The sequence below is a fragment of the Plantactinospora alkalitolerans genome (genome assembly GCF_015690345.1).
Taxonomy (GTDB): Bacteria; Actinomycetota; Actinomycetes; order Mycobacteriales; family Micromonosporaceae; genus Plantactinospora; species Plantactinospora alkalitolerans.
Genome location: NZ_JADPUN010000283.1, coordinates 1 through 12,947 on the forward strand (window position 1 = coordinate 1; position 12,947 = coordinate 12,947).

Here is a 12,947-nt window from a genome sequence, read left to right on the forward strand (position 1 = left end):
GAGTAGCGATGGACTTCGGGTTCGACGCGCGTACCGCCGACCTGCACGAGGCGCTGCACGACTTCCTGCTCGACCACGTCTACCCGGCCGAGGCGGTGTACGAGGAGCAGGTCGCCGCGGCGGCCGACCCGTCGACGCCGGCCGGGGTGTGGACCCGGCCGCCCGTCCTCGACGAGCTCAAGGCCGAGGCACGCCGGCGTGGCCTGTGGAATCTCTTCCTGCCGGACCCGGCCTACGGCGCCGGGCTGACCAACCTCCAGTACGCGCCGCTGGCCGAGCTGACCGGACGCAGCCCGCACCTCGCGCCGGAGGCGCTCAACTGCGCCGCCCCGGACACCGGCAACATGGAGCTGCTGGCCGAGTTCGGCAGCCCCGCCCAGCGGGAACGCTGGCTGCGCCCGCTGCTCGACGGCGAGCTGCGTTCCGCGTTCTGCATGACCGAGCCCGAGGTGGCCTCCTCGGACGCGACCAACATCGCCACCCGGATCGTCGCCGACGGCGACGACTACGTGATCACCGGACGCAAGTGGTGGTCGACCGGAGCGATGGATCCGCGCTGCGGGATCTTCATCGTGATGGGCAAGACCGATCCGGCGGCGCCCCGGCACCGGCAGCAGAGCATGGTGCTGGTGCCCCGGGACACCCCGGGCGTGACGGTGCGGCGCGGCCTGACGGTGTTCGGCTACACCGACGGCGCGCACGGCGGGCATGCCGAGGTGAGCTTCGACGAGGTACGGGTGCCGGCGGACCATCTGATCGGCGGGGCCGGTGACGGGTTCGCGATCGCGCAGGCGCGGCTCGGTCCCGGCCGGATCCACCACTGCATGCGGCTGATCGGGATGGCGGAACGCGCCCTCGAACTTCTCTGCGTGCGCGCCGCCGGGCGGGTCGCGTTCGGCCGTCCACTGGCCGAGCAGGGGGTGGTGCAGGACTGGATCGCCGAGTCGCGGGTCCGGATCGAGCAGGCCCGCCTGCTGGTGTTGAAGACCGCCTGGCTGATGGACACGGTCGGCAACAAGGGCGCGCACACCGAGATCCAGGCCATCAAGATCGTTACTCCGGCGATGGCCGAATGGGTGATCGACAAGGCCATCCAGGCGCACGGTGGAGCCGGCGTCAGTCAGGACACGCCGCTGGCCGCGCTCTGGGCCCAGGCCCGTACCCTCCGGCTCGCCGACGGCCCGGACGAGGTGCACCGGGCGGCCCTGGCCCGGCGCGAGTTGCGGCGGTGGGCGCCCGCCTGAGGGGGCCGGGCGGCATCCGCCCGACCCGGTCCGGGCCGCGGGTCAGGCTGAGGTGCGGTGCACGAGATGGGTGTCGAGCAGGACGTACGGCATCTCGCGCTCCTCCCGCCGGATCCGCGAGACCAGCAGCCGGGCCATCTGCCGGCCCATCTCCTCCATCGGCTGGAAGACCGTGGTCAGCGGCGGTTCGGTCTGGCGGGCGATCGGGGCGTCCTCGAAGCCGACCACCGCCACGTCCCCGGGCACCCGGCGACCGGCCTCGCGGAGCGCCCGCAGCGCGCCGCAGGCCATCAGGTCGGAGGCGATGAAGACCGCGTCGAGATCGGGACAGCTGTCCAGCAGCCGCCGCATCGCCGCGGCGCCGCTGCTCTCGCTGAAATCGCCGTACGCGATCAGGGCGTCGCTGACCATCCCGCCGCTGTTCCGGACCGCGTCCTGGTAGCCGGTGAGTCGGGCCACGCCCACGCCCATGTCCTGCGGACCCGCGATGGTGGCGACCCGCTTGCGGCCCTGGCCGACCAGATAGTCCACCGCCTGCCGGGCACCACCGGCGTTGTCCACGTCCACGAAGTACGATCCGGCCGGGTCGGACAGCATCCGGGCCGGACGGCCGCCGAGCACGGTCGGCAGCCCGCGCTGCTCCAGCAGCGTCGGCAGCGGGTCGGCGTCGTGCAGGGAGAGCAGGAGTACGCCGTCCACGTGCTGGTTGGTGAGGTGGTGCTCGACCCGTTCCCGCTCGGACGGGGACTGCGCCATCGCCAGCCACAGTTGCATGGGCGTCTCCAGCAGCGCGGAGCTGATCCCCCGGACGATGCCGGCGAAGAACGGCTCGCCGAAGACGCGTTCCTCCGATTCGGAGACCACCAGGGCCACCGAGTCGGTCCGCTGGGTCACCAGCGCGCGGGCCGCCCGGTTCGGCACGTAGCCCAACTCGGCGATCGCGCGCTGTACCGCGGCCCGGGCCTCGGGACTCACCTGGGGTGAGCCGTTGACCACGCGGGACACGGTGCCCCGCCCCACTCCGGCGCGGGCGGCGACCGCGTCCAGGGTCGGCCGCCCGAGCGAGCGGGTGCGCTGGGTTGTCATCGTTCGTCCCTCCGACGTCGGGCACCCGGCACCGACCCGGTGCGGATCGGTGCCGAGTACCCCCAATACTGGCCGACCACGACTATTCTGCGGTCAAACCGTTACGTCGGATCACGCCGGCGTACCACCTGGCGCTCGCCTTGGGGATCCGAAGCTGGCTCTCGTAGTCGACGTAGACCATGCCGAAGCGCTTCGTGTAGCCCCATGCCCACTCGTAGTTGTCAAGCAACGACCAGGCGAAATAGCCTCGCAGCGGCACCCCGGAGGCGATCGCCGCCGAGCAGGCCCGCAGGTGGGCGTCGAAGTACGCCAGCCGGTCGCTGTCGTCGACCTGACCGTCGACCACCTCGTCGACGAACGCCGACCCGTTCTCGGTGATGTAGAGCGGCAGCTCCGGGTAGTCCCGGTGGACGAACTGGAGGGTCTCCACCAGACCCGGGGCGTCGATCTCCCAGTTCATGTCGGTCACCGGCACGCCACGGGTGACGAACCGGACCTGCTCGCTGCCGGGCCAGCTCGACTGCTTCCGCCAGTACGGTTCCGGCGTCACCCCCTCGAGCGGGGCGGCGACGACGTGCCGGCTGTAGTAGTTGATGCCGAGGAACGACAGCGGGGTGGAGATGGTGTCGAGGTCACCGTCCCGGACGTGGTCGAAGTCGGTCACCGTCGTGAGATCGGAGACCACGTCGGCCGGGTAGCTGCCGCGCAGGATCGGGTCCAGGAAGAACCGGTTGGCCAGTCCGTCGATCCGGCGGGCCGCGTCGGCGTCGCCGGGCGAGTCGGTCTGGGGGGAGACCGCGTACAGGTTCAGGGTCACCCCGACCTCGTGGTCCGGCCGGGCCGCCCGCATCGCCTGGGTGGCCAGTCCGTGCCCGAGCATCAGGTGGTGCGCCGACCGGACCGCCTCGGCCGGAACGGTACGACCGGGCGCGTGCACGCCGGAGCCGTAGCCGAGGAAGGCCGAGCACCACGGTTCGTTGAGCGTGATCCAGTTCCGGACCCGGTCACCGAGGGCGGCGTGGGTCAGGGCGGCGTACTCGGCGAACCGGAACGCGGTGTCCCGGGCGGGCCAGCCGCCGGCATCCTCGAGCGCCTGGGGCAGATCCCAGTGGTAGAGGGTGATCCAGGGCTCGATGTCGTGTTCGAGTAGTTCGTCCACCAGCCGGCGGTAGAAGTCCAGCCCCTCCTGGTTGCCGGAACCGACACCGTCCGGCTGGATCCGGGGCCACGCCACCGAGAGCCGGTACGCCCGCAGGCCCAACTCGGCCATCAGCTTCACGTCGTCCGAGAACCGGTGGTAGTGGTCGCAGGCGACGTCCCCGGTGTGCCCGTGCAGGACCCGGCCCGGAGCATGGCTGAACGTGTCCCAGATCGAGGGGGTACGGCCGCCCTCGGCCACGGCACCTTCGATCTGGTACGCCGCCGTGGCCGCGCCCCAGACGAAGCCGGGCGGGAAGGTTGCCCCGACACCGTCCTCGAGCAGTTGCGCGGACTGGGGGCTTGCGGGGTTGCTCACGACTTGACGGCGCCTTCCATGATGCCACCGATGATCTGGCGGCCGAAAACGATGAACACGATCAGCAGCGGCAGGGTCGCCAGCGCGGTGCCGGCGAACAGGGCTACATAATCCGTCTGGTACGGCCCGGATGAAAGGATCTTCAACGAGTACTGCACCGTCGGCGTGTCGGGGGTGAGCACGATGAACGGCCAGAGGAACTCGTTCCAGGTCTGCATGAAGATCAGCAGACCCAGCACCGCCGCCGCCGGACGCAGGGCCGGCAGCACCACGTTCCAGTAGACCCGCCAGGTGGAACAGCCGTCGAGCCGGGCCGCCTCGATCAGCTCGTCGCTGATCGCGGACATCGCGTACTGGCGCATCATGAACACGCCGAAGCCCTGCACCAGGAACGGCACGATGACCGCCTGCAGGGTGCCCGTCCAGCCGAACTTCACCATCATCAGGTAGAGCGGGATGATGCCGAGTTGGGTCGGCACCATCATGGTCAGGATGATGAGCAGCAGAAGTGCGTTGCTGCCCCGGAACCTGAGCTTCGCGAAGGCGAAACCGGCCAGGGTGGAGAAGAAGATCACCGAGATGGTGACCACGGTCGACACCACGACCGAGTTGATCAGGCCGTAGACGAACGCGGCGTCCTCGTTGGCCAGCATCCGGTCGATGTTGTTGAAGAGCTCACCGCCCGGGGTCGGCGGCATCTCGTACACCGCGCCGTTGTCCCGGGAGGCGATGATGAACGACCAGACGATCGGGAAGATCGAGAGCACCGAGCCGAGGATCAGCGCGAGGTAGGTCAGCGGGCTGGCCTGCCAGAGCTGGGCACCGGGGGCACGACGGCGGCGGCGGGGCGGCCGCGGAGCCGCGGTCACCGACCGGGGCAGGGTCTGCATGGTGGTCACTTCTGCTCCCCCTTGACCGAGCGGCGGACCAGCGCGAAGTTGATCAGCGCGAAAACGATGATCATCAGGAAGAGCAGCCAGGACATGGCCGCGCCCGTCCCGTACTCGAAGTTGCCGGTGAAGGTCCGCTCGTAGATGTACATGGCCAGCGTCTGGAACTCGTTCGACGCGCCACCACGGATCAGTCCGTACCCGTACATCAGGGGCTCGGTGAAGAGCTGCAGACCACCGATGGTCGAGATGATGATCGTGAAGATGATGGTCGGCCGGATCAGCGGCACGGTGATCTTCCAGAACTGGCGCCAGGTGGAGGCGCCGTCCAGGGAGGCCGACTCGTACAGGTCCTTGGGAATGGCCTGCATGGCGCCCAGGTAGATCAACGCGTTGTAGCCGGTCCACCGCCAGTCGACCATGGTGGCGACCGCGAACCAGGAGGCGTACCGGTTGTCCCGCCAGGCGATCGGGTCGATGCCCACGGTGCCCAACACCCAGTTCACCAGGCCGTACCGGTCGGCGAAGATCAGCGCGAAGATGATGCCGACCGCCGCCACCGAGGTGATGTTGGGGATGACGATCCCCATCCGGAGCACGGTACGGGCGCGCATCTGGCGGTTCAGCAGGTTGGCGATCATCAGCGCCACGAGAAGCTGGGGCACGGTGCTGACCACGAACATGCCGATGGTGTTGTACGCCGCGTTCCAGAACTGGGCGTCGTCCAGGACGACGCGGTAGTTCTCCAGGCCCACGAACACCTTGCTGTCGCTGAGCAGGTCGTACTCGAAGAGCGAGACCCAGACCGTGTAGAGGACCGGGAAGAGACCGAAGATCCCGAAGAGGACGAAGAACGGGGCGACGTAGAGGTAGGGGGAGTACTTGATGTCCCAGCGGCCGAGGCGGTACGACCGCCGGCGGTGCACCGGGTCCGAGGGGGATGGCGAGGCAGCGTGCCGTGGTGGTGCCGCGCCGACAGCAGAACTCATTGCAGGTCCTTCCGGGGTGTGGGCGGCGGGTGACCTCGCGGCGGCGCCCACACCCGCCGGGGGTGTGGGCGCCGCCGCCGGTCCACGGGCACGGGTCGCCCGTGGAGTCGACAGGTCACCGACGACTCAGCTCGTCGCCTTCTTGGCCTCGTCCATCGCCTTCTTCCAGGCGGCAGCGGAACTGAGTTGCCCACGCTCGGCCGCCTGCATCTGCGGCTCGAGAATGGTCTCCCAGACCTGCTGGTGCTTGGCGCCCAGGAAGACGGGCTTCATGTTCTTGACGCTCTCGCCGAAGATCAGACCGGTGGGGGCGCCGCTGAAGTACTCGCTCTTCTGGTCCTTGAACGCCGGGTCCTCGATGCCCTCGATGTCGGACGGCATCGCACCGGCCTCCTTGAACGCCGCCAGGTGGCCCGCCTTGCTGGTCAGGTACTTCGCCAGCAGGTACGCCTCCTTCGGGTGCTTGGTCTGCTGCGGCACCGCGAGGTAGGAACCGCCCCAGTTGCCGCCACCGCCGGGGATCTTGGCGATGTCCCACTTGCCGGCGTTCGCCGGGCCGGACCGCGGCTTGATGACGCCCTCGGTCATCCAGGCCGGGCAGGGCAGGGTCGCGAACGCGTTGTTCTTGAACGCCGCGTCCCAGTCACCGCTCCAGCGCTGCGCCTTGGCGGTCAGGCCATCGGCCGCCATCTGCAGACCCATGTCCCAGGTCTGCTTGATCACCGGGTTGGTGTCGCCGATGAACTTGTTGTCCTTGTCGAAGAAGAAGGTCTCCGAGTTCTGCATGATGTACGGCTGCATCAGGCTCGTCGCGCTGTCCAGCCAGGCCGCCTTGGCCTTACCGCTGGCCTTGAACTCCTTGCCCAGCGCGATGTAGTCCGGCCAGGTGGTGATCCGCTTGGACACCTCTTCGCGGTCGGTCGGCAGACCGGCCGCCTTGAACAGGTCCTTGCGGTAGCACATGGCGAGGCCGCCGACGTCGGTGCCGAGCCCGATCAGCTTCTTACCATCCGGGGTCAGAGCGTTGTTCCACTTCCACTCCGGGAAGGTGGTCTTCAGCTCGCTGGCACCGAGATCGAGCAGGTTGGCGAACTTGTCGTGGTTCTGCACGTACTGCAGCAGCACGCCCTCTTCGAGGCCGACCACGTCGCCGGCACCACTGCCCGCCGCGAGCCACTGCACCAGCTTCGGCTGGAAGTCCCGCAGCTCGCCCATCTTCTGGTGCTCGACCTTGATCTTCGGGTTGGCCGCCTCGAAGTCCTTGAGGGCCTGGTCGTAGCCGAAGTTCTGGAAGGTCTGCAGGACGAGCTTGACCTCCCCGCCTTCACCGGTCGACCCGTCGTTGTCGTTGCTCTTACTACACGCCGTGCTGCCGAGAGCCACGCCCGCGGCGAGCGCGGCGACCGCGACAGTGCGGAGCCGGCGCCTGATGACGCTCATCCTGACCCCTCTCAGGTGGGTAATTCGTCTTGTGGTGGCTGAGATTGGTGTGCCTGCGGTGCTGGTGTTGCCTTACTTTTCTCAGGGTGTTGCGGTGTCTCGTGTGCGGATTGCCCCTGCCCGCCGACCGGCGCGGGCGAGCGGCCCGGTGCCGTACGGTGGGATTCGTGTGACGCTGCGGAGGTGGATTTGTGGCCTGGGCCACAAACCTCCGGGAGCGCTCCCATGAGATTGCCGGCGGGTTTCCGAGGTGTCAATGGTCGGCTGGGAGCGTTCCCATTTCGTTACCGACCGCGCGGGGTCACTCACCCGCAAAGCGGACGTTATCCCCGAGGTAATGAACGGGCCGCCGCACGGTCGGGCGGCCGCACCAACCGGAGGCGAAAACGCCTCTTGGGAACTGGCGCGGAGGCGTCAGCTGAGCCAGCGCGCCAACGTGGTCGCCCGGTCCGGATCGAAGTCCGCCGGATCGAAGGGCCGCCCCAACCAACCGCGCATCGACTCGTGCTCCGGATGCCCCGGATCGGCCAGCGCCGCCAGGAACTGGCGGTAGCCGAACGGGCCGCCCACGTCCTCGGGCGGGCACGCCCCCTCGCCGGCGGAGCAGAGCGGGTACCGCTCCTCGGGATCGGCCCCGAACACGTCCTCGACGGTGACCTCGTGCTCCCACCAGTCGCCGAAGTCGTAGGTGTACAGGAACCGGCCGCCCTTGGTCGCCACCGCGTCCAGCCGGGTGTTCAGCTCGTCGCGGAGCGTCAACTCCCCCTCGGGGTCCGGCTCGCCGTACTGGGAGCCGTCGATGTCGAACGAGTGCAGGTGACAGTCCTGCCAGCCCAGCACGCGCTGGAACAGCCGGTGCACCCGGTCCAGGGTGTAACCGCCCGGCACCAGCACCCGTCGCCAGACCGGCGGCGTGACGTCGGCAAGGGACACCTTGAGCTGGAAGATCTGACGGCTCATCGTCTCCCATCCTCTCGGCATAGGCTTACCGGCATGATCTGCCGAGCGTGCCGGGACAGCAGGCACGACGACTGCCGGGGCCGCAACTGGTGCGACTGCCAGCACCGTACCCCCGCACCCGTCCCTCCGGTCACCGGTCCGGCCAGCGAATGACCGGGAATGTCGGAATAACTCGCCTCTGGCCCGCCCCCACGGCGACAGCACTCGACGACGAGGCGCTGATCGCGCTCTATCCCCGTGTCCAGGAGCCCAACCTGCGGATGAACTTCGTCGCCAGCATCGACGGCGCGGTCGAGTTGGAGGGGCATTCCGAAGGACTCTCCGGTAAACCCGACAAGCAGGTCTTCGGCCTGCTCCGGAAGGTCTGCGACGCCCTCGTGGTCGGCGCCGGAACCCTGCGCCACGAGGGCTACCGGGCGGTCCGGCTCGACGAGCGTCGGCGTGGGTGGCGGCGCGAGCAGGGGCTGACCGCGTACCCGACCCTGGTCGTGGTCTCCCTCGCGTTGAACCTCGACCCGGAGTCCGCGGTCTTCGCCGACGCGCCGGTGCGCCCGGTCGTGCTCACCTCCGAGCACGCCACCGCACCGGCCGGGCTCACCGACGTCGCCGACCTGGTCCGGGTCGGCACCGAACGGGTCGACCTGGCCGCCGGCGTGGCCGAACTGCACCGCCGTGGCCACCGGCAACTGCTCTGCGAGGGCGGTCCGCACCTGTTCGGTTCGCTCACCGCGGCCGATCTGGTCGACGAGATGTGTCTGACGGTGGCACCCCTGATCACCGGGCCGGGCGCCGGGCGGATCACCGCCGGGCCGACGACCGCACCGCAGGGCATGGCACTACGACACGTACTCGCCGCCGAGGACTCACTGCTGCTGCGCTACACCCGCGCCTGAGGTGTTAAGAAGGGGCCCTTCATCTACCGAAAACGATAACAAGGGGCCCTTCCTTTCACCGATGTCCGGGCGTCGCGTAGCACGGTGTCGTACTGGTGAGGCAGGATGCGACTCGTGTGTCTTGAGCAGATTCTTCCGTTGACCGGGTTCGCGCCGTGACCGAAGCCCGGCCGGGCGACCCCGGTGCGGAGGTCGGCCGGGTGCTCGGCACCGCCGACGCCACCCCGTTGCAGTTCTGGACGGCCGTCACCCCCGGCTGTTATCTGCAACTCGACGATGTGGTGGTGACCCGGCGCGAACTGCCGGACCGGGAGCCGGTCACCATCGCCGGAGTGGTCACCCAGGTCCGGGCCCGGCACGAGGGTGCCCAGTTCGACTCCGACGTGTTCGCCATCGCCGACGGCACGCTGCCGGCGCTGGTCCAGGAGGCGGCCGAGATCACCACCACCCGGGTGGACCCGGAGTTCTACGTGCCGCCCACCCCCGGTGCGCTGGTCTACCGGGCCGAGGGCGAGGCCAGGTCGGCGGCGCTGCACTTCGACCGGATGGAACGGCGGGTGCCGATGGGGATGGGGCGGGACGGCGTTCCGGTCTACCTGAACGCGGACTTCCTCGACGGCAGCCGGGGCGCACACGTCTCGATCTCCGGCATCTCCGGGGTGGCGACCAAGACCAGCTTCGCCACCTTCCTGCTCTACTCGGTGTTCCGCTCCGGCGTCCTCGGCGGCGACGCGGTCAACGCCAAGGCGCTGATCTTCAACGTCAAGGGCGAGGACCTGCTCTTCCTCGACCACCCCAACAGCCGGCTCGACGACCCCACCCGGGCGACGTACGCGAAACTGGGGTTGACCGCCGGGGCGTTCCCGGACGTCCGGGTCTACGCGCCGCCCCGGCCCGGCGACTCCTCCGGCACCCCCGACGTGAGCAGCCGGCTCGCCGGGGTCGACAGCTTCTACTGGACGCTTACCGAGTTCTGCGCGGACCGCCTCCTGCCGTACGTCTTCGCCGACGCCGACGACGAGCGCCAGCAGTACACGATGGTGGTGCACTCGGTCGCCGCCCACCTTCACCGGTACGCCCAGCCCGCCGACGGCGGGGTGAGCATCGACGGCACCCGGATCAACTCCTACCCCGACCTGGTGGACCACGTCGTCGAGCAGCTCACCGACGACGAGACCCGGTCGGACTGGGCCGGCAGCGCGGTCAACATGGGCACCGTCAACGCGTTCGCCCGCCGGTTGATCGGTAGTAAGAAGGACCTGGCCCGGCTCATCCGGGGGGACCTCGCCACCCGCCGGCCGCACAGCGTGAACACCGCCGAGAGTGCCCAGGTGACCGTGGTCGACCTGCACAACCTGCCGGACCGGGCGCAGCGGTTCGTGGTCGGCGTGACCCTGAAGACCGAGTTCGAGCGCAAGGAGAAGGCCGGTACGGCGAAGCCGCTGCTCTTCGTGGTGCTCGACGAGCTGAACAAGTACGCCCCCCGGGAGGGCTCCTCCCCGATCAAGGAGGTGCTGCTCGACATCGCCGAGCGGGGCCGCTCGCTCGGGGTGATCCTGATCGGGGCACAGCAGACCGCGAGCGAGGTCGAACGGCGGATCGTCACCAACTCGGCGATCCGGGTGGTCGGCCGGCTCGACCCGGCCGAGGCGTCCCGCCCGGAGTACGGCTTCCTTCCGGCCGCCCAGCGCCAGCGGGCGCTGCTGGCCAAGCCCGGCACGATGTTCGTCAACCAGCCGGACATCCCGGTGCCGCTCTGCCTGGACTTCCCGTTTCCGGCCTGGGCCACCCGGGTGTCGGAGGCCGGCGCCGCCCCGTCGGAAACGCTGCGCTCGATCACCCAGGCGGCCGATCCGTTCGCGGTGGTCGGCTCCCGGGCCAGCGCGCTCTCCGACGACGACATCCCCTTCTAGTTTCCGTTAGGCCGGTTGCCCCGTGAAGATCCTGCACACCTCCGACTGGCACGTCGGCAAGGTCCTCAAGGGACAGTCCCGGGTCGGCGAGCACCGGGACGCGCTGGCCCAGGTGGTCGAGGTCGCCCAGGCCGAGTCCCCGGACCTGGTCATCGTCGCCGGTGACCTCTACGACACCGCGGCGCCGACCCCGGAGTCCACCCGGCTGGTCACCCGGGCGCTCTCCGCGCTGCGCCGGACCGGGGCACAGGTCGTGGCGATCGGCGGCAACCACGACAACGGCCCGGCCCTGGACGCGCTGCGGCCGTGGGCGGAGGCCGCCGGGGTGGCGCTGCGGGGCAGCGTCCGGGACAACCCGGCCGAGCACGTGATCGACGGCAGCACCGCCGACGGCGAGGCGTGGCGGCTGGTCGCGCTGCCGTTCCTGTCCCAGCGGTACGCGGTCCGGGCCGTCGAGATGTACGAGCTGACCGCCGCCGAGGCCGTCCAGACGTACGCCGACCACGTCGGGCGGGTGCTCGGCCGGCTCACCGAGGGCTTCGACGAACCCGACCGGGTGCACCTGGTCACCGGTCACCTGACCGTCGTCGGCGCCCAGGCCGGCGGCGGCGAGCGGGAGGCGCACACGGTGCTCAACTACGCCGTACCGGCCACCGTCTTTCCGACCGGCGCGCACTACGTGGCACTGGGTCACCTGCACCGGGCCCAGCAGGTGCTCGGACCGTGTCCGATCCGCTACAGCGGCAGCCCGCTGGCCGTCGACTTCGGCGAGGAGGAGAACCGCCCCTCGGTCACCATCGTCGAGGTGACCGCCCGGACCGCCGCCCGGGTACGCGAGATCCCGATCACGGCCGCCGCGCCGCTGCGCACCGTACGGGGCACGCTGGCCGAACTCGCGGAGCTGGCCGACACCACGGCCTGGCTCCGGGTGTACGTCCGGGAGGCACCCCGGGCCGGGCTGCGCGAGGAGGTCCAGGACCTGCTCCCCCGGGCCCTGGAGGTACGGATCGACCCGGAGATGCTGCCGAGTTCGGGTGCCGCGGCCCGAGCCGCCCAGCGGGCCGGGCGTTCCCCCCGGGAGCTGTTCGGCGACTATCTCCAGACCCGGGGGCAGGCCGACGACGGCGTCCGGGAGCTGTTCGACGAACTGTTCGAGGAGGCGACCAAATAGTGCGTCCGCTCCGGCTCGACCTGGCCGGCTTCACCGCCTTCCGGGACGCCACCACCGTCGACTTCACCGACGCGGACTTCTTCGCCCTGGTCGGGCCGACCGGTTCGGGCAAGTCCAGCGTGCTCGACGCGATCTGCTTCGCCCTCTACGGCACGGTGCCGCGCTGGGGCGGTGCCCGGGGCATCGCCAACGCGCTGGCCCCGTCGGCGAACGAGGCCCGGGTCCGGCTGGTCTTCGAGTCGGCCGGCGCCCGGTACGTGGCGACCCGGGTGGTCCGGCGGGACGGCCGGGGCAACGTGAAGACCGGCAACGCCGGGCTCCAGCTCATGCCCCCCGGCTTCGACGTCACCAAACTGGACACCGGGCTGACCCCGGACGATCTCGGCGAGGTCGTCGCCGGCACGCCGGCCGAGATGGAAGAGGCGGTGCTGGAGGCGGTCGGGCTGCCGTACGAGCAGTTCACCAGCTGCGTCCTGCTGCCGCAGGGGCAGTTCGCCGACTTCCTGCACGCGAAACCGGCGACCCGGCAGCAGATCCTGGTCAACCTGCTCGGCCTCGGCGTCTACGAGGAGGTCCAGAAGCTGGCGACCGCTCGGGCCGGTCGATCCGACGCCGCGCTGGCCGCCGTCGACCGGATGCTCGAGGGGCTGACCGGGATCGACGACGAGGCGCTCGGCGCCGCCACCGACCGGGTCGAGGCGATGCGGAGGCTGGCCGGCGACGTCGACGCGGCCGTACCCGAACTCCGGCAGGCCCGGACGGCCGCGACGGCGGTGGAGGCCAGGCTCGACGCCCTCGACGCCGAACTCGCGGAACTGACCCGGGTCCGGCCGCCGGCCGACCTC

At 70.0% G+C, this 12,947-nt stretch carries 11 protein-coding genes; 5 read left to right on the top strand and 6 right to left on the bottom strand.

Annotation, left to right across the window (positions count from 1 at the left end; translation table 11 throughout):
• The first annotated feature begins 8 nt into the window (after positions 1–8).
• Complete coding sequence (locus I0C86_RS32570) at positions 9–1,244, top strand: acyl-CoA dehydrogenase family protein (RefSeq protein ID WP_196205142.1); 1,236 nt, start codon at positions 9–11, stop codon at positions 1,242–1,244.
• Between the two features lie 42 nt (positions 1,245–1,286).
• Here the strand turns inward: I0C86_RS32570 and I0C86_RS32575 are convergent, their stop codons facing one another.
• The 6 genes from I0C86_RS32575 to I0C86_RS32600 form a co-directional block, all read right to left on the bottom strand.
• The gene (locus I0C86_RS32575; protein ID WP_196205143.1) at positions 1,287–2,330 is read right to left on the bottom strand and encodes a LacI family DNA-binding transcriptional regulator; all 1,044 of its coding nucleotides are present in this window, start codon (positions 2,328–2,330) and stop codon (positions 1,287–1,289) included.
• 82 nt (positions 2,331–2,412) lie between these two features.
• On the bottom strand, positions 2,413–3,846 hold the full coding sequence (locus I0C86_RS32580) for a GH1 family beta-glucosidase (RefSeq protein WP_196205144.1): 1,434 nt from the start codon (positions 3,844–3,846) through the stop codon (positions 2,413–2,415).
• The gene (locus tag I0C86_RS32585; protein ID WP_196205152.1) at positions 3,843–4,736 is read right to left on the bottom strand and encodes a carbohydrate ABC transporter permease; all 894 of its coding nucleotides are present in this window, start codon (positions 4,734–4,736) and stop codon (positions 3,843–3,845) included. Before I0C86_RS32585 ends, I0C86_RS32580 begins: the two co-directional genes overlap by 4 nt.
• Before the next feature lie 5 nt (positions 4,737–4,741).
• Positions 4,742–5,725, bottom strand: a complete 984-nt coding sequence (locus I0C86_RS32590) for a carbohydrate ABC transporter permease (RefSeq protein ID WP_196205145.1) — start codon at positions 5,723–5,725, stop codon at positions 4,742–4,744.
• Between the two features lie 126 nt (positions 5,726–5,851).
• The gene (locus tag I0C86_RS32595; protein WP_196205146.1) at positions 5,852–7,165 is read right to left on the bottom strand and encodes an extracellular solute-binding protein; all 1,314 of its coding nucleotides are present in this window, start codon (positions 7,163–7,165) and stop codon (positions 5,852–5,854) included.
• Positions 7,166–7,579: 414 nt separating this feature from the next.
• A complete protein-coding gene (locus I0C86_RS32600; RefSeq protein ID WP_196205147.1) occupies positions 7,580–8,125 on the bottom strand; it encodes a plasmid pRiA4b ORF-3 family protein in 546 nt (181 codons plus the stop codon).
• Between the two features lie 149 nt (positions 8,126–8,274).
• Here I0C86_RS32600 and I0C86_RS32605 point away from each other — a divergent pair, with 149 nt between their 5' ends.
• From I0C86_RS32605 to I0C86_RS32620, 4 genes are all read left to right on the top strand, one after another.
• Positions 8,275–9,018, top strand: coding sequence for a pyrimidine reductase family protein (locus tag I0C86_RS32605; RefSeq protein ID WP_196205148.1), 744 nt, complete (start codon positions 8,275–8,277; stop codon positions 9,016–9,018).
• Positions 9,019–9,173: 155 nt separating this feature from the next.
• Positions 9,174–10,931 carry an ATP-binding protein gene (locus I0C86_RS32610; protein WP_196205149.1) on the top strand — a complete coding sequence of 586 codons (1,758 nt, stop codon included), beginning with the start codon at positions 9,174–9,176 and terminating at the stop codon, positions 10,929–10,931.
• A 22-nt stretch (positions 10,932–10,953) separates the two neighbouring features.
• The gene (locus I0C86_RS32615; RefSeq protein ID WP_196205150.1) at positions 10,954–12,102 is read left to right on the top strand and encodes an exonuclease SbcCD subunit D; all 1,149 of its coding nucleotides are present in this window, start codon (positions 10,954–10,956) and stop codon (positions 12,100–12,102) included.
• Positions 12,102–12,947, top strand: an 846-nt coding sequence (locus I0C86_RS32620) for an AAA family ATPase (RefSeq protein WP_196205151.1), incomplete at its 3' end; no start/stop codon positions are given. The genes I0C86_RS32615 and I0C86_RS32620, both read left to right, overlap by 1 nt.

Coding starts and splice junctions, on each gene's coding strand:
- I0C86_RS32570 (WP_196205142.1), top strand. CDS start 9: ATGGACTTCGGGTTCGACGCGCGTACCGCCGACCTGCACGAGGCGCTG.
- I0C86_RS32575 (WP_196205143.1), bottom strand. CDS start 2,330: ATGACAACCCAGCGCACCCGCTCGCTCGGGCGGCCGACCCTGGACGCG.
- I0C86_RS32585 (WP_196205152.1), bottom strand. CDS start 4,736: ATGCAGACCCTGCCCCGGTCGGTGACCGCGGCTCCGCGGCCGCCCCGC.
- I0C86_RS32590 (WP_196205145.1), bottom strand. CDS start 5,725: ATGAGTTCTGCTGTCGGCGCGGCACCACCACGGCACGCTGCCTCGCCA.
- I0C86_RS32595 (WP_196205146.1), bottom strand. CDS start 7,165: ATGAGCGTCATCAGGCGCCGGCTCCGCACTGTCGCGGTCGCCGCGCTC.
- I0C86_RS32600 (WP_196205147.1), bottom strand. CDS start 8,125: ATGAGCCGTCAGATCTTCCAGCTCAAGGTGTCCCTTGCCGACGTCACG.
- I0C86_RS32605 (WP_196205148.1), top strand. CDS start 8,275: ATGACCGGGAATGTCGGAATAACTCGCCTCTGGCCCGCCCCCACGGCG.